Annotated in this window: 18 protein-coding genes; 10 read left to right on the top strand and 8 right to left on the bottom strand. The window is 64.7% G+C overall.

The window, feature by feature from the left end; translation table 11 throughout:
- Positions 1 to 57: 57 nt before the first annotated feature.
- Positions 58 to 285: a DUF3820 family protein gene (locus CI15_RS00215; protein ID WP_062122965.1), complete on the bottom strand. Its 228-nt coding sequence runs from the start codon at positions 283 to 285 to the stop codon at positions 58 to 60.
- 137 nt (positions 286 to 422) lie between these two features.
- On the opposite strand from CI15_RS00215, the gene CI15_RS00210 reads away from it, so the two are divergent.
- Complete coding sequence (locus CI15_RS00210; RefSeq protein WP_062122962.1) at positions 423 to 1,475, top strand: NADP(H)-dependent aldo-keto reductase; 1,053 nt, start codon at positions 423 to 425, stop codon at positions 1,473 to 1,475.
- A 95-nt stretch (positions 1,476 to 1,570) separates the two neighbouring features.
- Here CI15_RS00210 and CI15_RS00205 read toward each other — a convergent pair whose 3' ends face one another.
- Positions 1,571 to 2,992, bottom strand: coding sequence for a M20 family metallopeptidase (locus CI15_RS00205; protein ID WP_062122960.1), 1,422 nt, complete (start codon positions 2,990 to 2,992; stop codon positions 1,571 to 1,573).
- A 179-nt stretch (positions 2,993 to 3,171) separates the two neighbouring features.
- Here CI15_RS00205 and CI15_RS00200 point away from each other — a divergent pair, with 179 nt between their 5' ends.
- Positions 3,172 to 4,155: a LysR family transcriptional regulator gene (locus CI15_RS00200; protein ID WP_062122958.1), complete on the top strand. Its 984-nt coding sequence runs from the start codon at positions 3,172 to 3,174 to the stop codon at positions 4,153 to 4,155.
- Between the two features lie 284 nt (positions 4,156 to 4,439).
- Positions 4,440 to 4,862 (top strand): hypothetical protein, encoded by a 423-nt coding sequence (locus CI15_RS00195; protein ID WP_062122956.1) that lies wholly within the window; start codon positions 4,440 to 4,442, stop codon positions 4,860 to 4,862.
- A 74-nt stretch (positions 4,863 to 4,936) separates the two neighbouring features.
- On the opposite strand, the gene CI15_RS00190 is transcribed toward CI15_RS00195, so the two are convergent.
- Both CI15_RS00190 and nodI read right to left on the bottom strand, forming a co-directional pair.
- Positions 4,937 to 5,764: an ABC transporter permease gene (locus tag CI15_RS00190; RefSeq protein ID WP_062122954.1), complete on the bottom strand. Its 828-nt coding sequence runs from the start codon at positions 5,762 to 5,764 to the stop codon at positions 4,937 to 4,939.
- Positions 5,765 to 5,783: 19 nt separating this feature from the next.
- Positions 5,784 to 6,698, bottom strand: coding sequence for a nodulation factor ABC transporter ATP-binding protein NodI (gene nodI, locus CI15_RS00185; RefSeq protein WP_062122951.1), 915 nt, complete (start codon positions 6,696 to 6,698; stop codon positions 5,784 to 5,786).
- Between the two features lie 418 nt (positions 6,699 to 7,116).
- On the opposite strand from nodI, the gene CI15_RS00180 reads away from it, so the two are divergent.
- Positions 7,117 to 7,584: a universal stress protein gene (locus tag CI15_RS00180; RefSeq protein WP_062122949.1), complete on the top strand. Its 468-nt coding sequence runs from the start codon at positions 7,117 to 7,119 to the stop codon at positions 7,582 to 7,584.
- A 129-nt stretch (positions 7,585 to 7,713) separates the two neighbouring features.
- Here the strand turns inward: CI15_RS00180 and CI15_RS00175 are convergent, their stop codons facing one another.
- The 3 genes from CI15_RS00175 to lexA all read right to left on the bottom strand — a co-directional run bounded on the left by CI15_RS00175 (position 7,714) and on the right by lexA (position 9,521).
- Complete coding sequence (locus CI15_RS00175; RefSeq protein ID WP_062122947.1) at positions 7,714 to 8,331, bottom strand: DUF2939 domain-containing protein; 618 nt, start codon at positions 8,329 to 8,331, stop codon at positions 7,714 to 7,716.
- Positions 8,332 to 8,450: 119 nt separating this feature from the next.
- Positions 8,451 to 8,795, bottom strand: a complete 345-nt coding sequence (locus tag CI15_RS00170; protein ID WP_062122944.1) for a hypothetical protein — start codon at positions 8,793 to 8,795, stop codon at positions 8,451 to 8,453.
- Positions 8,796 to 8,873: 78 nt separating this feature from the next.
- On the bottom strand, positions 8,874 to 9,521 hold the full coding sequence (gene lexA / locus CI15_RS00165; RefSeq protein ID WP_062122942.1) for a transcriptional repressor LexA: 648 nt from the start codon (positions 9,519 to 9,521) through the stop codon (positions 8,874 to 8,876).
- A gap of 310 nt (positions 9,522 to 9,831) precedes the next feature.
- Between lexA and CI15_RS00160 the strand changes: the two genes are divergently transcribed.
- From CI15_RS00160 to CI15_RS00135, 6 genes are all read left to right on the top strand, one after another.
- On the top strand, positions 9,832 to 10,878 hold the full coding sequence (locus tag CI15_RS00160; protein ID WP_062122940.1) for a sulfate ABC transporter substrate-binding protein: 1,047 nt from the start codon (positions 9,832 to 9,834) through the stop codon (positions 10,876 to 10,878).
- A gap of 109 nt (positions 10,879 to 10,987) precedes the next feature.
- Positions 10,988 to 11,896 (top strand): sulfate ABC transporter permease subunit CysT, encoded by a 909-nt coding sequence (gene cysT / locus CI15_RS00155; protein ID WP_062122937.1) that lies wholly within the window; start codon positions 10,988 to 10,990, stop codon positions 11,894 to 11,896.
- A complete protein-coding gene (cysW, locus tag CI15_RS00150; protein ID WP_062122935.1) occupies positions 11,893 to 12,897 on the top strand; it encodes a sulfate ABC transporter permease subunit CysW in 1,005 nt (334 codons plus the stop codon). The genes cysT and cysW overlap by 4 nt, the downstream gene beginning before the upstream one ends.
- Positions 12,898 to 13,956, top strand: a complete 1,059-nt coding sequence (locus CI15_RS00145) for a sulfate/molybdate ABC transporter ATP-binding protein (protein WP_062122932.1) — start codon at positions 12,898 to 12,900, stop codon at positions 13,954 to 13,956.
- Positions 13,957 to 14,070: 114 nt separating this feature from the next.
- Positions 14,071 to 14,997: a CysB family HTH-type transcriptional regulator gene (locus CI15_RS00140; RefSeq protein ID WP_062122929.1), complete on the top strand. Its 927-nt coding sequence runs from the start codon at positions 14,071 to 14,073 to the stop codon at positions 14,995 to 14,997.
- A gap of 108 nt (positions 14,998 to 15,105) precedes the next feature.
- A complete protein-coding gene (locus CI15_RS00135) occupies positions 15,106 to 16,140 on the top strand; it encodes an asparaginase (protein WP_062122926.1) in 1,035 nt (344 codons plus the stop codon).
- A gap of 252 nt (positions 16,141 to 16,392) precedes the next feature.
- Here the strand turns inward: CI15_RS00135 and CI15_RS00130 are convergent, their stop codons facing one another.
- Positions 16,393 to 17,304 carry a 2-hydroxy-3-oxopropionate reductase gene (locus CI15_RS00130; RefSeq protein WP_062122923.1) on the bottom strand — a complete coding sequence of 304 codons (912 nt, stop codon included), beginning with the start codon at positions 17,302 to 17,304 and terminating at the stop codon, positions 16,393 to 16,395.
- Positions 17,305 to 17,377 lie beyond the last annotated feature (73 nt).

The following is a 17,377-nucleotide window of genomic DNA, read 5'->3' as shown; positions in this document are numbered from 1 at the left end:
GCGGCGCGACTTTCAGCCGGCTTGGCAAGACTTCGTGCGGCTTGCGGAGCGACGGTCTCAACGCTCTTTGGGCAACGATTTGCGCAGCGGTTCGAGCAGCGGTTTCAAGCCGTTGTGATCGATCTCTTGCATCAACGCGAGCAGACGGCCGATCTCGCCGGGCGGAAAGCCCTGGCTCGCGAACCAGTTTAGATAATGGCCGGGCAGGTCGGCAATCACGCGACCTTTATATTTTCCGTAGGGCATCACGCGCGTGACCAGCAATTCGAGGTGTTCGTGATTCATGGCAACGAAGTCGTGATGAAGCGCGCATCCGGAGCGCGATGCAACGCATGGGCCCCGCATTCTAGCCTTGCTGCAGGTATTGCGCCGGCGTGGTAACGTCTGCGCTTTCCGATCACCTCTTCAACAGGACAAGTTAGATGGAATACCGCAGACTCGGCGACTCCGACGTGCAGGTCAGCCTGATTGGTCTCGGCACCATGACGTGGGGCGAGCAGAACACCGAACAGGAAGCGCATGCGCAGATTGACTACGCGCTCGATCACGGCGTGAACCTGATCGACACCGCCGAAATGTATCCGGTGCCGCCGCGCGCTGAAACGCAAGGCTCGACGGAGCGCTATATCGGCACGTGGCTCGCGCAGCACAAGAGCGCGCGCGAGAAGATCGTACTCGCCACCAAGATCGCGGGCCCCGCGCGTCAGCCGCACAATCCGCGTCATATTCGCGGCGAGGGCAACCAGTTCGATCGAAAGAATCTGACCGAGGCGCTCAACGACAGCCTCAAGCGTCTGCAAACGGACTACGTCGATCTGTATCAGCTGCACTGGCCGGATCGCAGCACGATGACGTTCGGCCGCCCGGCGTATCCGTGGGTCGACGACGCCTACACGGTGCCGATCGAGGAAACGCTCACGGTGCTCGCCGAATTCGTGAAGGCCGGCAAAGTACGGCATATCGGCGTGTCGAACGAAACGCCGTGGGGCGTCGCGCAGTTTCTGCGCGCGGCCGAAAAGCTCGGCTTGCCGCGCATCGTCAGCATCCAGAATCCGTACAGTCTGTTGAATCGCACGTACGAAGCGGGTCTGTCGGAGTACGCGCATCGCGACAACATCGGTCTGCTCGCGTATTCGCCGCTCGCGTTCGGCTGGCTGTCGGGCAAGTACGAAGGCGGCGCGCGTCCCGCCGGCGCGCGCATCACGCTGTTCGAGCGCTTCGCGCGCTACAGCAAGCCGCAAGCGGTGCAGGCGACCACGCGTTACGTCGAGCTCGCGAAGCGGCACGGCCTGTCGCCCGCGCAATTCGCGCTCGCGTTCGTCAATAGCCGGCCATTCGTGACCAGCAATCTGATCGGCGCGACTTCGCTCGAGCAACTGAAGGAGAACATCGCCAGCGCGGACGTGAAGCTGTCGGCGGAAGTGCTCGCGGAAATCGATCGGCTGCACGAACTGCAGCCGAATCCGGCGCCTTGATGTCGAGGTAATCGCGATACGCTTGCCGTGGCCGTCCCGCTCGATCGACGGGGCAACTGCGGCAAGCGGATCGAATCAACCAGCGTGAGCGGAATTCAACCCGCGGCCTTTGCCGCGTCCGCGTCGCGCTTTTCCGTATGCGGCGAATTCTCGCCGAGATCCCAGAACAGCCCAGCCATCATCTGCAGGCCCTCGCGCACCACCGGCGCGAGCAGGTGCTCGTTCGGCGCATGCTGCGAGCAGGCCGGATACGAGTGCGGCACCCAGATCGTCGGCAGACCGAGCGTGTCGGCGAATACCTCGTTGGGCAGTGTGCCGCCGAGATTCGGTAGCACCGCGGTCGGCTTGCCGGTGGTTTTTTCCAGCGACGCGATCGCCCACGTGACCCAAGGATCGTCCGGGTCCAGGCGCGTGGCGGGCGCGCCGCGTTCGACGTCGAGCTCGACCAGCTGAAAACCGTGCGCATCGAGATGCGCGCGCAGATGCTTGCCGAGGTTTTCCCAATCGGTGCCGACCACGAAACGCAGCTGGCAGACCGCAAACGCCGACGGCGGAATCGCGTTGACCGGGTTCTCTGGATTGCCCGCCTTGAAGGCAAGCACCTCGAAGCTGTTCCAGCCGAATACGCGCTCGGGCGCGGAAAGGCCCGGCTCGCCCCAGTTGTCGTCGACCGTCGGGTCACCCGGGCCGCCGCCCACCGTGATGTCGGCCAGCGCGCGGCGCACCGCCTCGGGAATCGGCGGCGGACGCAGGCCCTCGACCGCAATCACGCCGCGCGCATCGACCAGACTCGCGAGCGCGTTGGCCAGCACCGTCGCCGGATTGCGCAGCAGGCCGCCCCAGTTGCCGGAGTGATGCGCGCCGTCGCGCAGGTTCAGCGACAGCCTGAAATTGACCGCGCCGCGCGAGCCGAGAAACACGGTGGGGCGACGCGCGGCGAGGCGCGGACCGTCGGAGGCGATCAGCACGTCGGCGGCGAGTTCGTCGCGATGCGCGTGGCAAATCGCGTCGAGGCCCGGCGAGCCGGTTTCCTCGCCCATTTCGATCAGCAGCTTCGTATTGAAGCCGAGCTTGCCGTCGCGCGCGGCGAGCACGCTCGCGAGCGCGGCCAGGTTGATCGAGTGCTGGCCCTTGTTGTCGGCGGTGCCGCGGCCGAACCAGCGCTCGCCTTCGACGGTCACCGCCCACGGCGTCAACGGCGCGCGCCACTGGCTGTCGTAGCCGCGCACGACGTCGCCGTGGCCGTAGATCAGCACCGTCGGCAGATGATCGCCTTCGTGACGGTTCGCGATCAGGAACGCTCCGAAGCCTTCGACGGGGTTGTCGACGATGCGCGTCTCAAAGCCGAGGCGTTGCGCTTCAGGCTTGATTTCGTCGTTCAGATAGGCCAGCAGCAGCGCGCCGCGATCGCTCTCCTGGCTTTCGGTGCGAATCCCGACGCGGCGGTTCAGGTCGGCGAGAAAAGCGCCGGATTCGAAGTGCCGGGTGGCAAGCTCGATAGCCTGGTTGCGGCTCATGTCGATGTCTCCAATGCGGGGATGGGTGATGTCGTTGCGACCGATTCTAGAAGCGCGTCATTTTTGTCACAATGATCATGTTTCGAAGCTTGCGTTGCCGGAAAGGCAAAGCGTCGCGGCACGGCTCGAGCCGCAACTCCAACTCACGGCCAACTCACGGCCAACTCACGGTGTCCCGGATGGCACGTTCACTGCATGGCATCGCGTTGCGTTATTTCGTCGAGGTCGCGCGCAGCGGCTCGCTGAGCGACGCGTCCGAACGGCTGCACGTCGCGGTATCGGCGATCAGCCGACAGATCGCGCGGCTCGAAAGCGAGCTCGGCGTCACGCTGTTCGAGCGGCGTCCGCGCGGCATGACGCTGTCCGAGGCCGGCGAGCGGCTGCTCGCGTATGCGCAACGCAGCCTGCTCGAAGCCGAACACGTGATGAAGGAGATCGGCGGTCTCGCGAGCTTGCACGGCAGCCGGATCAAGATCGCGACCACCGAGGGCTTCGCGGTCGACTTCCTGCCGTCCGCGATCGCGGATTTCCGTGGCGAGCACCCCGGCATCGATTTCACGCTGACCGTGATGTCGCCGGCCGATGCGACCCGCCAGGTGCGCGACGGCGACGTCGATATCGCGCTGTCGTTCAGCCTCGCGCCGGAGAAGGGCGTCAAGGTCGAGCACACCGAACGCGCGCCGGTGTTCGCGCTGCTGCGGGCCGATCATCCGCTGGCGGCGCGCGCGAAGCTGTCGCTCGCCGAGGTGAGCCGCTATCCGGTCGTGCTGTCGGAGGCAGGCACGACGATTCGTCAATTGATCGACATCACCTGCGCGCTCGAAGGCATCCCACTCGAGCCGGACCTGATCTGCAACCACAGCGGCGCGATCTATCGCTACGCGCAGAAATCCGGCGCGATCATGTTCACGGGGCTGCTGTCGGTGCGCGACCGCTATGCCGAGGACGGCTTCGTCATCGTTCCGTTGACCGATCCGCAGATGCGCCAGCGCAGCATCCAGGTGCAGACGATGGCCGGGCGTGAGCTGCCGCCGTCGGTGTATGCGTTTCGCAATCATTTGATCGCGCGGATCGTCGGCGCGAAACCGGCCGCGGCGCTCGGGTCGAAGGCGGCGCGAAGTCGCGGCAAGCGTACGCCGGGCCGACCGCGAACCGATGCATGAAATGCGACACATGCCACGCACTAAGCGGCAAATGTTCTCCCGCGATCCGAATCACGACCTAAACTGTGGTGGACGGGCAAGGGCAGCCCTGTCGAAACGACCCTGATGGTGCGCGCAACGATCAGGAAAGCGGCACAACAATGACAGTCGAGCCGCGGACATGCCGCGTAGCCCGCGATGTTGCAACGCACACAAGCGGCAATATCTGGACCCAAGAAGAAACGCGACGCGCCGTCCCGATGGCGCGTTGCCCACAAGGACAGAGCGATAGGACCAACACATCCATGGCGCAACAGAAAACCAATCCGAAACTCGAGCAGGCGCTCACGCGCGGTGATCTCGCGATCCGTCAGGCGAACTCGGCGAGAGCGACCGCCTTGTTGCGGGCGCTTGCCAAGATGATCGTCGATGCGTCGGCGACCATCGGCGTGGAAGCTTTCACCCTGATTCACGATGGCGACAAGATCTATGACCCCGCCGACGGCCTGTGGCCGCAGGCGCTGCTGGTCTCGCTGGACGGTCCGGTCGAGGACGCCGATCCCGACGAATTGCGCACGGTGCGGTTGATCGCGGACGATCCCGCCACCGTGTTCCGGGTCGAGTGGCAGCGCGCCGATGGCAAGATCGGGCGTCACGAGGGCGGCCCGTTCGCGACGGTCGCGTTCATCTCCGACGTCGATATTCCGTGGACCGATGACGAGGATTGAGCGCCCGCGCCGATAGCAGGCACGGATAGCGACGACTAACGCGGGTGCAGACTCGATGCGCCCGCGCGTCGGGCTCACTTCATCATGCGGCGCCGAAACAGGATCGCCGACACGATGAAGCCGCCGATCGCATAAGCGGCCAGCACGCTCACGTGCAGCGCGGCATGCTCGATCGGTCGGGCGAGCATCGCCGGGCGCATCAGATCGACCGCGTTGGCGAGCGGCAGCGCGCCGGCTACGGCTTGCGCGGCGGCCGGCAGTTGCGAAGTCGGAAAGAACACGCCGGAGAGCAGCAGCATCGGCGTGAGCACGAGCGTCTGATAGAACATGAAGAAGTCGTACGACGGCGCGAGCGCCGTCACGATCATCGCGAGGCTCGCGAACGCGAGACCGGCTAGTACGACGATCGGCAGCGCGAGCAGCATCGACGGAAAACTCGCATAGCCGAGCACGCCGGCCACCAGCATGATCGCCGCACCTGACAACACCGATTTGCTCGCGGCCCACACCACCTCGCCGAGCACGATGTCGCCGAGCGTGAGCGGCGTGTGCATGATCGCTTCCCATGTGCGCTGCACGTGCATGCGCGAGAAGCCCGAATACATCGACTCGAAGCTCGCCGACATCATCACGCTCGATGCCACCGTACCCGCCGCGAGGAACGAGATATACGACACACCGTCGACGTGCCCAACCATCAAGCCAAGCCCGAGGCCGAGACCGAACAGGTAGATCATCGGATCCGCGAGGTTGCCGAACATCGACGCGATCGCGAGCTTCTTCCACACCAGATAGTTGCGCCGCCATACCGCGATCCAGTTGCTGGCATTGGCGGGGAAGGCGCCGAACGGCTCCTGTGCCGATGGCGTGTCGTCGTGAGTCTCGTAAGTGCGTGCGTCCATGAGGTTTCTCGTTGCGTAGTCAGTCCTGCATCTCGCGTCCGGTGAGTCGCAAGAACACATCCTCGAGATTCGCCGGCCGATGCAGATAGCGCAGATCGGCCCGCTGCTTGAGCCGCGCATGCACGGGTTGCGCATCGGTCACATAGCAGAACAGCGTCTCGCCGCTGATCTCGGTGCGCTCGGCGAGGGGCGCGAGTTCGTCGCGCAACGCAAACGGATCGGGGCCGTAGATTTCGATCACGTCGCAGCCGATCTCGGATTCGATCAGCTCGCGCGGCGCCCCTTCGGCGATCTTGCGTCCTTCCTCGATCACGCACAACCGATGACAAAGCCGTTCGGCTTCCTCCATGAAGTGCGTGGTCAACAGGATGGTCTTGCCGCGCACGAGCAGCGAGCGCAAGCGCTCCCAGATCAGATGGCGCGCTTGCGGATCGAGGCCGGTGGTCGGCTCGTCCATGATCAGCACGTCGGGATCGTTGATCAGCGCACGCGCGAGCGTGAGGCGTCGCTTCATGCCGCCCGACAGTTCGCTGACGCGGGCGTCCGCCTTGTTCTCGAGGCGTGCGAATTCGAGCAGGTCGGGCACCGCCGCGCGACACTGCGCGGCGGAGAGGCCGAAGTAGCGGCCGAACACGAGCAGATTTTCACGCACCGTGAAATCGGGATCGAGGTTGTCGAACTGCGGCACCACGCCGACGCGCGAGCGCGCGATGCGCGCGCGGCCCGGGATCGACTCGCCGCATAGGCGGATCGCGCCGGCGTCGGGCGCCGCGATGCCGAGCAGCATGCGCAAGGTCGTGGTCTTGCCGGCGCCGTTGGGGCCGAGCAGGCCGAAGCATTCGCCGGCGTTCACATGAAACGACAATCCATCGACGACTGTTTTATCGCCGTAGTTTTTCCTGACCTGATGAAATTCGATGGGGGCGGCGGGCATGGGTCGAGCAAGGCTCCGAAAAGAAGACACAAGGTACGCGCAAGACACAACATACCTGCGACGCGCGTATTGCGCACGCGCGGCCGCAAAGCTGGCTATGTCGGAGTATCGGTTGCCGGTTCGATCGGGTGTTCGGGAACGCGGTATGCATGCGCTGGGTCGTGCCGGCACGCGGCGCTGATTGGCGGTGCCGCGACTGGCGCGCCAAACGGCCCGCGCAGCGCCGATACAGCGGGCGGCCACGAGATTTTGCGTTGCGGCATCCGCATGCAAACGCTGCTTCGAGGCGCCCAACGCCTGTGCAGACTGGATCGACATGCACCGACTATGCACTTAGCGTTTTCCATCCCTTGCAAGCTGAATTGCGGCGCACCATGATTGATTCAGACCGCGCTTTCCGCGCGAACGGAGAAAACTGATGGCGAGCTACCAGAAAATCCTGTTGTGCTACGACGGCTCGCGCGAAGGCCGCAAAGCCCTGCGTTGCGGTGCCGATCTGGCGTTGGACCTGAAGGCGGAAACGCATCTGCTGTCGGTCGTCGACATGCGTTCGAGCATTGCGCAAAGCGCGGGCCTATTGACCGACGTGGCCTGCGGCAGCTTCGAAAAAACGGCCCGCGAGATTCTGCAGGAGGGCGTGAACTGGCTGACCGAGCGCGGTGTGAACGCCCAAGGGCATTTCGCATTCGGTCACCCGATCGACGAGATCGCCAATCTTGCCAACGAGTTGCAGGTCGATCTCGTGGTGGTCGGCCATCGCTGCCGAACCGGTTTGTCGCGCTGGTGGATGGGGGCGGGCAACACGCCGCTGCTCGACCGGGTGTCGTGCAGCATTCTGGTGGCGTGCTCGTCCGCGCAAGAGCAACAGCAAGCGGCTGCGGCGTAATACGCCAGGGCGGGACGCGAAACCGTGTGTCCCGCAAGGTGATCCAGATGTGAACAAACCTGTCACGTGGCTGGCCTCGATGGCCAGCCACGCATCCCGTCAGACATCGCTTCCAGCCAGGCTTCAACCTCACTCGTTCAGGTTGATCGCCGCGAGCTTCCACGTAACCAGACCTTCGCGACGGAAGATCGCCGAGTAATTCGCGTTGCCTTCGCCACGCCGGTACGTAATGACAAATTCGTTGAGACTGCGATAGCCGGCCGTGCTTTCACGCGCGGGCGGTGTCGCACTGGCCTGGTTGGCGGCTTCGCCCGCGGCCGGTGCGGCCGGCGCTTCGCCGCCCGCGGCTGGCGGCGCCGACGGTTGCTCGCCCGGCGTGCCGCGCGGCGGCATGCCGTTCAGGAGCGCCGCGACGCCGTCGGGTGTCGCATAGGCATCGACGAGCGGGCCGATCAGCGTCACGCCGATCACCGCGCCGATCGTGGCCATCTTGTTGCCGGCGTCCGCTTCGAGCCGGCGTGTCAGCATGGCGCCGACCTGCTGCTTCAGGCTGTCGCGTAGCGCCGGAAAGTCCACGTACGAATTGACGGTTTGTACGTCTCGGGCATCGGCCGCGCGTTTGAGATTGTTCACCGCGAGATACGGCGACGCATAAACAAACCCCAGCGCGGCAATCACGATCACTACGATCAGTGTGATCAGCAGCGGCCGGGTGGCGCTGCCTTGTATGCGTTTCGGAACTGTCATCGAATGGGACTCCACGTCAGTGATGATCTACTGTCGACCACGGCGAGGCCGAAACGATCCCATTACTCGCGAGTATCTGAACATCCGAAATGCGCCTTGGATGCGTGCTCAGAACTCACTCACGCTTCGAACACCGCGCCGTGCACGTTGGCTTCTTCGGCTATGCAACGGTCGATCATACGGCATACGGCGTCGACCGTGCCGACCATGATCAATCGCGACGGCCCATGATAGACCCGCACCGGTGCGCGACGCGCTGGCTCGGCGATGTTCAGCGCCGAATTCAGCGACACGCGCGCGAACGCCGGCAACGACGACGGCAGACCGGACGCTTCGACGGGCGCGTCGAACAGCGACGGCGTGCGCGCCGCGGGCGCCTCGATCAGCGCGCAGGGCGTGAGCTTGCGCAGATGACGCAGACGACCGAACTGGCGAAAAGGTAGCAGGCGGGCAAGGCGTTCCATGAGTCTCTCCAGGCTATACGGCGTAGATGCGGCTTGGTTTGAACAAACCGGCGCGAGCGTTCCGGCGACAGCGAAGGATCAGAACTCGCTGGGGCGAATCAGTCCGACCGCGATCCCTTCGAGCGCGAAATCCGCGCTGCCGGTTTCAACGAAGATGTTGTCGTAGTCGGGGTTTTCGGCGATCAGCTCGATGCCGTTCGGCCGGCGTTTCAAACGCTTGACCGTCACGTCGTCGCCGAGCCGCGCAATGATGATCTGGCCATCCTTCGCTTCGCTGCGCTTCTGCACCGCGAGCAGGTCGCCGTCGAGAATGCCCGCGTCGCGCATCGACAGGCCCCGCACTTTCAACAGGTAGTCGGGCTTGCTCGAGAACAACGCCGGGTCGCACGCGTAGTGCTGCGAGATATGTTCCTGGGCGAGGATCGGGCTGCCCGCCGCGACCCTGCCGATCAGCGGCAGCGACAGCTGCATCAGGCCCGCATGCGGCAGCGTGAACTGGTGCGGCGCATCCTCCCCGGACAGCAGGCGGATGCCGCGCGACGCGCCAGCCGCGAGTTCGATCACGCCCTTGCGCGCCAGCGCGCGCAGATGCTCTTCCGCGGAATTGGCCGAGCTGAAGCCGAGTTCGGCCGCGATTTCCGCGCGCGTGGGCGGAAATCCGGTGCGTTCGATCGCGCGGCGGATCAGATCGAAAACCTGCTGCTGTCGTGCGGTGAGTTTTGTCATGGCCACTGTATGTATGAACAGGTGACTGTATTTTTATACAGTATTCGGCGCATTTCAAGCTTTACTTTAAGTTCGTCGCGAGGGGGCGCTGCGGCGTCGCTGATCGGCCACATAACATCACTTTTGCCGCTCGAGCAGCGCTCGCCTCTGTCGTTACCACTTTTGAGTATTAAAAAATGAAGAAACATTATTTTTAATGATGAAAGCCCTTCGATAGACTGGCCTCCGGGTTAGCGCTCATGTGCACGTGACCGCAACGCAGAACAACACCAGACGCTCATCAGCGGACATCACGCGGAGAAAAATCGAGATGAAACATCGGCACACGGGGCTTGCGGTTCGAGGCAGAAAACTGATCGCGGCGCTCGCCGTCGGCGCGGTGGGGGCGCTCGGCATGCTGGGTGCGAGCGGCGTCGCGCATGCCGACACCACGCTTCTGAACGTGTCCTACGATCCGACGCGCGAGTTGTATCAGGACATCAATCAGGCATTCGGCAAGGAATGGAAAGCGAAGAGCGGCGAGACCGTCACCTTCAAACAGTCGCACGGCGGCTCGGGTGCGCAGGCGCGCTCGGTGCTCGACGGCCTGCAGGCCGACGTCGTCACGCTGGCGTTGGCTTATGACATCGACGCGCTCGCGAACAAGGGCATCGTCGACAAGAACTGGCAGAAGCGTCTGCCGGACAACGCGTCGCCATACACCTCGACGATCGTGTTTCTGGTGCGCAAGGGCAATCCGAAGCACATCAAGGATTGGGACGATCTGGTGAAGCCGGGCGTGTCGATCGTGACGCCGAATCCAAAGACCTCGGGCGGCGCGCGCTGGAACTATCTGGCCGCGTGGGCGTACGCCGAGCATCAGCCGGGCGGCAATGCGCAGACCGCCAAGGCGTTCGTCGGCAAGCTGTACAAGAACGCCGGCGTGCTCGACTCGGGCGCGCGCGGCGCGACCACGAGCTTCGTGCAGCGCGGCATCGGCGACGTGCTGATCGCGTGGGAAAACGAGGCGTTCCTGTCGCTGAAGGAGTTTGGTCCGGACAAGTTCGAGATCGTCGTGCCGTCGGTGAGCATTCTCGCCGAGCCGCCGGTCGCGGTGGTCGACAAGGTCGTCGACAAACACGGCACGCGCAAGCTCGCCGAGGCTTACCTGAACTTCCTGTATAGCGAGGAGGGCCAGGAGATCGCCGCGCGCAATTTCTATCGTCCGCGTTCGAACAAGGTGCCGGCCGATCTGACCGCGAAGTTTCCGAAGCTGAAGCTGTACACGATCGACGATTCGTTCGGCGGCTGGGCCAACGCGCAGAAGACCCATTTCGCGGACGGCGGCGTGTTCGATTCGATTTATCAGCCGCAGTAGGGCAGTTAGGGCGCGCCTTGGAGAACTTCGAGGCGCGCTTCCGGCTAACCGGATCGCCCGGCAAGTCGCGCAAGCAAGCAGGCATGAACATGAAAACAGAGTTCCCAGCATGACCACGTTGACCTTCCGCAAACCGAGCGCATTGCCCGGTTTTGGCCTGACACTCGGCATCACGGTGGCTTATCTGAGCCTCGTGGTGCTGATTCCGTTGGCGGCGACCTTTCTGAAAACCGCCACGCTCGACTGGGACCAGTTCGTGCGCGCGGTCAGCTCGCCGCGCGTGCTCGCGTCGTATCGGCTGACGTTTTTCTCGGCGCTCGGCGGCGCGCTGATCAACGCGGTGTTCGGCTTTCTCGTCGCGTGGGTGCTGGTGCGCTACACGTTTCCGTTCAAGCGCATCGTCGATGCGGTCGTTGATCTGCCGTTCGCGCTGCCCACCTCGGTGGCCGGCATTTCGCTCGCGGCCGTGTATGCGAGCAACGGCTGGATCGGCCAGTTCCTCGCGCCGCTCGGTATCAAGATCGCGTTCACGCCGGCCGGTGTGCTGGTCGCGCTGACGTTCATCGGCTTGCCGTTCGTCGTGCGCACGGTGCAGCCGGTGCTCGAGGAGTTCGAACGCGAACAGGAGGAGGCCGCCGCATGCCTCGGCGCCTCGCGCTGGCTCACGTTTCGCCGCGTCGTGTTGCCGGCCGTGTTTCCGGCGCTCCTGACCGGCTTCGCGCTCGCCTTCGCGCGCGCGCTCGGTGAGTACGGCTCGGTGATCTTCATCGCCGGCAATGTGCCGATGAAGTCGGAGATCACGTCGCTGCTGATCATCACGAAGCTCGAGCAATACGACTATGCGGGCGCGACCGCGCTCGCGGTCGTGATGCTGGTCGTGTCGTTCCTGATGCTGCTGTTGATCAACACGCTGCAGTGGTTTCTGCAGCGGCGCACGAGCCGCGGCAGCGCAGGGCCGGCGCCGGTGGTCCTGAATGGCACCACCAGCGTCGCCGCGATCGGTGGAGGTGTGCAATGAGCCGCGTTCCGACGAATCCGGCGAGCGTCGCCCGTCGCCCCGATCCGGTCAGCGAGCCGCCTGTCGTGCGTTGGCTGCTGATCGGCCTCGCGCTGCTGTTTCTCGCGCTGTTTCTGGTCGTGCCGCTCGCCGCGGTGTTCTATCAGGCGCTGAACAAGGGGCTGCGGTTCTACTTCGAAGCGCTCGCCGATCCCGATGCGCTGTCCGCGATCAAGCTCACGCTGATCACCGCGGCGATCGCGGTGCCGCTGAACCTCGGGTTCGGCCTCGCGGCGTCGTGGTGTATCGCGAAGTTCGAGTTTCGCGGCAAGGCGCTGCTGACCACGTTGATCGATTTGCCGTTCTCGGTGTCGCCGGTGATCTCCGGTCTGATCTACGTGCTGATGTTCGGCGCTCAGGGCTGGTTCGGCCCGTGGCTTCAGGATCACGACGTGCAGATCATCTTCGCGGTGCCGGGCATCGTGCTCGCGACGATCTTCGTCACGTTCCCGTTCGTCGCGCGCGAGCTGATTCCGCTGATGCAGGCGCAGGGTAACGACGAGGAAGAAGCCGCGCACGTGCTCGGCGCCTCGGGCTGGCAGACGTTTCGCCGCGTCACGCTGCCGAACGTCAAATGGGGTTTGCTGTACGGCGTGATTCTGTGCAATGCGCGCGCGATGGGCGAGTTCGGCGCGGTGTCGGTCGTATCGGGCCATATTCGCGGGCAGACCGACACGATGCCGCTGCACGTCGAAATTCTCTACAACGAGTACAACTTCTCGGCCGCGTTCGCGGTGGCGTCGCTGCTCGCGCTGCTCGCGCTCGTGACGTTGGGGCTCAAGCTGCTGGCCGAGCGCCATATGTCGGCGGAACTGTCGGCGGCGCGCGAGGTGCCCGCGCATGCGGGACCGGTGCCGAGTGGCGCTTCACAGCCCGGCAGCGCGCAGTCCGCTTCCCGTTCGATTTTCGTCAACGCCACGCCTGCGTCGCAGCGACATCCGCTCAAGCAAGGAGAGCTGTAAATGGGTATCACCGTTCGTAACCTGCAAAAGCGCTTCGGCGATTTCGTCGCGCTCGACAACGTGTCGCTCGACTTTCCGCCGGGCGAACTCGTCGCGCTGCTCGGGCCGTCGGGTTGCGGCAAGACGACCTTGCTGCGCGTGATCGCGGGCCTCGAATACGCGGACGGCGGCCAGGTCGAGCTGCAAGGCCTGGACGTCGCGACGGTCGGCGCGCGCGAGCGCGAAGTGGGCTTCGTGTTCCAGCATTACGCGCTGTTCCGTCATATGACGGTGTTCGAGAACGTCGCGTTCGGGCTGCGCGTGAAGCCGCGCAAGGAACGTCCCTCGGAGAAGGTGATTCGCGAGAAGGTGCACGAACTGCTGAAGCTCGTGCAGCTCGACTGGCTCGCGCAGCGCTATCCGTCGGAGCTGTCCGGCGGTCAGCGCCAGCGCATCGCGCTCGCCCGCGCGCTGGCGGTCGAGCCGAAGGTGCTGCTGCTCGACGAGCCGTTCGGTGCGCTCGACGCCAAGGTGCGCAAGGAACTGCGCAGCTGGCTGCGGCGTCTGCACGACGATCTGCATATCTCGACGATCTTCGTCACGCACGATCAGGAAGAAGCGCTCGAAGTGGCCGACCGGATCGTCGTGCTCAATCGCGGGCATGTCGAGCAGGTGGGGAGTCCGCAGGAGGTGTACGACCATCCGCAGACGCCGTTCGTCTACGAGTTTCTCGGCGCGGCCAACCGTCTGCACGGCAACGTCGATGCGCAAGGTTTCGTCGTCGATGGCGCCGCGCTGCCGGTCGCGATCAGCGCGGGCTTCAACGGCCCGGCGTTCGCTTACGTGAGGCCGCACGATCTGCAGTTGTATCCGCAGGCGGCCGGGCATCGCGAGGGCATCGTCGTCGATGTGCGGCGCGTGGTGACGCTCGGCGGCTCGGTGCGCGTCGAGCTCGCGGGGCGCGAGGGCAATCTGCTCGAAGCCGAACTCGATCGCGAAACGTGGCGCGAGTTGCAACTAACTGTCGGCGACGGCGTGACCGCGGTGCCGCGCGCGTTGCGCGTGTTTCCGGCGCAGTGAGATGGCGGCGCTGGTGTACAGCGCTGAAGACAAGAGAGAAACGTATCGGCCAGTTCTGGTGGTTTCACCGGGCGGCTCCAATAACTCAACTCTGGCAGAACCGGAGACACAACGATGAATTTCCAGCAATTGCGCTTCGTGCGCGAGGCCGTGCGGCAGAACATGAATCTGACCGAAGTCGCGAACGTGCTTTACACGTCGCAGTCGGGCGTATCGAAGCAGATCAAGGATCTCGAGGACGAACTCGGGGTCGACATTTTTGTTCGCCGCGGCAAGCGTCTGACGGGGCTCACCGAGCCGGGCAAGGCGGTGCATCAGTTGATCGAGCGCATGTTGCTCGATGCGGAGAATCTGCGCCGCGTCGCGCGTCAGTACGCCGATCAGGACAGCGGCCACCTCGTCGTCGCGACCACTCACACGCAGGCACGCTACGCGCTGCCGAAAGTGGTCCGGCAGTTCACGTCGGTGTTCCCGAAAGTGCATCTGGCGCTGCGCCAGGGCAGCCCGCAGCAGATCGCGCAGATGATCATCAACGGCGAGGCGGATATCGGCATTTCGACCGAAGCGCTCGACCGTTTCCCGGACATCGTCACGTTCCCGTGCTATTCGTGGCATCACGTCGTGGTCGTGCCGAAGGATCATCCGCTCGTCGGCCGGGAAAATCTGACGCTCGACGAGATTGCCGAATTCCCGATCGTCACCTACGACCAGGATTTCACGGGCCGCTCGCATATCGACCAGGCGTTCGCGAAAGCAGGCGCGTTGCCCGACGTCGTGCTGACCGCGATCGATGCCGACGTGATCAAGACCTACGTCGAGCTCGGCATGGGCATCGGCGTGGTGGCGGCGATGGCCTATGACCCGAAGCGCGACACCGAACTCGTCGCGCTCGATACGCAGCATCTGTTCGAGGCGAGCACGACGCGCGTCGGCTTGCGCAAGGGGGCGTTCCTGCGCGCGTACGCGTACCGGCTGATCGAAATGTTCGCGCCGCAGCTGAATGAGGCGGACATCGCGGCGCAGTTGCGCGAGGCGGCTTAAGCCTCACGCCTTCGCATCAGATTGGCGCGGGCGCGGCGTGAATTTTCGTTCGCGTTCCCCGCGCTTTCACGCATGGCGGCGCCTGGCGCATCGCTTACAATCGCCGCCATGAATATCTCGACTTCCTCTCTCCCGACTCCTCCCGCGACGTCGTCGCTGCCGCGCATCGCCGTGCTCGCGACCGGCGGCACGATCGCTGGCGCGGCCCCCGATGCCGCCAACACGTCCGGCTACCAGGCAGGTGTCGTCGGCGTCGATCAGTTGCTGGCGGCGGTGCCGGCGCTGTCCACGGTTGCGCGCATCGCGCCGGAGCAGATCGCCAGCATCGACAGCAAGGACATGGCGCTGCCGCTATGGACCGCGCTCACCCAGCGCATCAACGCGCTGCTCGCGAGCGACGACGTCGACGGCGTGGTCGTCACGCACGGCACCGACACGCTCGAAGAAACCGCTTATCTGCTGCATCTGACCGTCAAGTCGGAAAAACCGGTCGTGCTGACCGCGGCGATGCGCCCGGCGTCGGCGCTGTCGGCCGATGGCCCGTTGAATCTGCTGAACGCGGTGACGGTGGCCGCACATGGGGCGTCACGCGGGCAGGGCGTGCTGGTCGCGTTCAACAACCGCATTCATAGCGCGCGCGACGTCGTAAAGACGAGTACCTATGCGGTCGATGCGTTCCAGTCGCCGGAGATCGGTGCGCTAGGCTGGGTGCAGGATGGCCGCGTCGAATTCCAGCGCGGCGTGGTGCGCGCGCATACGGTCGCGAGCGAATTCGCGATCGATGCGGCGTGGCCGCAGGTGGAAATCGTCACGAGCTATGCGGGCGTGTCGCGAATCGCTATCGATGCGCTGGTCGCCGCGGGCGTGCGCGGCATCGTCGTGGCGGGGACGGGCAACGGCTCGATCCACCAGTCGTTGCAGCAGGCGCTGGCCGACGCCGCGTCGCGCGGGGTGGCGGTGGTGCGCTCGTCGCGCGTGGGTTCGGGGCATGTGATGCACAACGGCGCAGCCGCCGACGACGCGCTCGGCTTCGTCAGCGCGGGTACGCTGAATCCGTACAAGGCGCGTGTGCTGTTGATGCTGGCACTGGCGGCGGGCCATACGGCGCCGGCAGCGCTGCAGAAGATGTTCGATACGTATTGACTGACGAATCCGACAGCCGGACACCCGACGACGACGTCTGACCGACCAAGGCTTCCCCGGCGCCGCCGGGTGCCGCTGCGGATCCCACTTGCCGCTCTCAGCCCAGAGCGGCGCGATTTGCCCGTTGCACCGCGCCAGCAACCGGAGTTGCCAGGCGACGAACGGGCGCCCCACCTGCGCTCACCGTGACCTCGCCGATGCCGAAGCGGCAAGCGGCGCAATCAACGGTGAGCTGAATCAAAGACGAAGACGTCAGGCCGCCTTCGCTGCCTCGCTATCCGGCGTCTGCGCGACTTCATGATTCGCCATGATCTCGAGCGCGCGCACCATCGCCGAGTGATCCCACGCCTTGCCGCCGTTCGCGGCGCATACGCTGAACAGCTGCTGCGCGCTCGCCGTATGCGGCAGTGCGATGCCGAGCTTGCGTGCGCCATCGAGCGCGAGATTCAGGTCCTTCTGATGCAGCTCGATCCGGAAGCCCGGATTGAACGTGCGCTTCGTCATGCGCTCGCCATGCACTTCGAGAATCCGCGACGACGCGAAGCCGCCCATCAACGCGCGGCGCACGCGCTCCGGATCGGCGCCCGAGCGCGACGCGAACAGCAGCGCTTCCGCGACCGCTTCGATGTTCAGCGCGACGATGATCTGGTTCGCGACCTTGCAGGTCTGACCCGCGCCGTTATCGCCGATCAGCGAGATGTTCTTGCCCATCAAATCGAACAGCGGCTTGGCCAGCGCAAAGGCCTTTTCGGGGCCGCCGACCATGATCGTCAGCGATGCTTCGCGCGCGCCGATTTCGCCGCCGGACACCGGCGCATCGAGATAGTCGACGCCGAGCGCGTTGATCTTCTTCGCGAACGCCTGCGTGTCGAGCGGCGAGATCGAGCTCATGTCGATCACGAGCTTGCCTTTGGTGAGGCCGGCGGCGACGCCGTCGTCGGCGAACAGCACGTTGGCGACGTCCGGTGTGTCCGGCACCATGATGATGACGATGTCGGCCGACTGCGCGACCGCGGTCGAACTGGCCACCACGCTCGCGCTCTTCGCGATGTCGTCCGGCACCGGATACGCGCCGTTCACGAACAGCGAGTGACCGCCCTTGATGAGGTTGCGCGCCATGTGCGCGCCCATGATGCCGAGCCCGATGAAGCCGATCTTTGCCATGTGTGTGAATCTCCAGGGTGATAGGGGGCGTGCGTTAAGGAGCCTTAGGGAACCCGAAGGAATCCCCGGAAGC

It is taken from the genome of Paraburkholderia monticola (assembly GCF_001580545.1).
GTDB classification, from domain to species: Bacteria; Pseudomonadota; Gammaproteobacteria; order Burkholderiales; family Burkholderiaceae; genus Paraburkholderia; species Paraburkholderia monticola.
Note: the sequence above shows the minus strand (reverse complement) of the source record. Positions and strands in the feature narration are given on the sequence as shown.

Bases quoted from the DNA above. Each gene is read 5' to 3' on its own strand.
- CI15_RS00215 (WP_062122965.1), bottom strand. From the start codon at position 285: ATGAATCACGAACACCTCGAATTGCTGGTCACGCGCGTGATGCCCTAC.
- CI15_RS00210 (WP_062122962.1), top strand. From the start codon at position 423: ATGGAATACCGCAGACTCGGCGACTCCGACGTGCAGGTCAGCCTGATT.
- CI15_RS00205 (WP_062122960.1), bottom strand. From the start codon at position 2,992: ATGAGCCGCAACCAGGCTATCGAGCTTGCCACCCGGCACTTCGAATCC.
- CI15_RS00200 (WP_062122958.1), top strand. From the start codon at position 3,172: ATGGCACGTTCACTGCATGGCATCGCGTTGCGTTATTTCGTCGAGGTC.
- CI15_RS00195 (WP_062122956.1), top strand. From the start codon at position 4,440: ATGGCGCAACAGAAAACCAATCCGAAACTCGAGCAGGCGCTCACGCGC.
- CI15_RS00190 (WP_062122954.1), bottom strand. From the start codon at position 5,764: ATGGACGCACGCACTTACGAGACTCACGACGACACGCCATCGGCACAG.
- nodI (WP_062122951.1), bottom strand. From the start codon at position 6,698: ATGCCCGCCGCCCCCATCGAATTTCATCAGGTCAGGAAAAACTACGGC.
- CI15_RS00180 (WP_062122949.1), top strand. From the start codon at position 7,117: ATGGCGAGCTACCAGAAAATCCTGTTGTGCTACGACGGCTCGCGCGAA.
- CI15_RS00175 (WP_062122947.1), bottom strand. From the start codon at position 8,331: ATGACAGTTCCGAAACGCATACAAGGCAGCGCCACCCGGCCGCTGCTG.
- CI15_RS00170 (WP_062122944.1), bottom strand. From the start codon at position 8,795: ATGGAACGCCTTGCCCGCCTGCTACCTTTTCGCCAGTTCGGTCGTCTG.
- lexA (WP_062122942.1), bottom strand. From the start codon at position 9,521: ATGACAAAACTCACCGCACGACAGCAGCAGGTTTTCGATCTGATCCGC.
- CI15_RS00160 (WP_062122940.1), top strand. From the start codon at position 9,832: ATGAAACATCGGCACACGGGGCTTGCGGTTCGAGGCAGAAAACTGATC.
- cysT (WP_062122937.1), top strand. From the start codon at position 10,988: ATGACCACGTTGACCTTCCGCAAACCGAGCGCATTGCCCGGTTTTGGC.
- cysW (WP_062122935.1), top strand. From the start codon at position 11,893: ATGAGCCGCGTTCCGACGAATCCGGCGAGCGTCGCCCGTCGCCCCGAT.
- CI15_RS00145 (WP_062122932.1), top strand. From the start codon at position 12,898: ATGGGTATCACCGTTCGTAACCTGCAAAAGCGCTTCGGCGATTTCGTC.
- CI15_RS00140 (WP_062122929.1), top strand. From the start codon at position 14,071: ATGAATTTCCAGCAATTGCGCTTCGTGCGCGAGGCCGTGCGGCAGAAC.
- CI15_RS00135 (WP_062122926.1), top strand. From the start codon at position 15,106: ATGAATATCTCGACTTCCTCTCTCCCGACTCCTCCCGCGACGTCGTCG.
- CI15_RS00130 (WP_062122923.1), bottom strand. From the start codon at position 17,304: ATGGCAAAGATCGGCTTCATCGGGCTCGGCATCATGGGCGCGCACATG.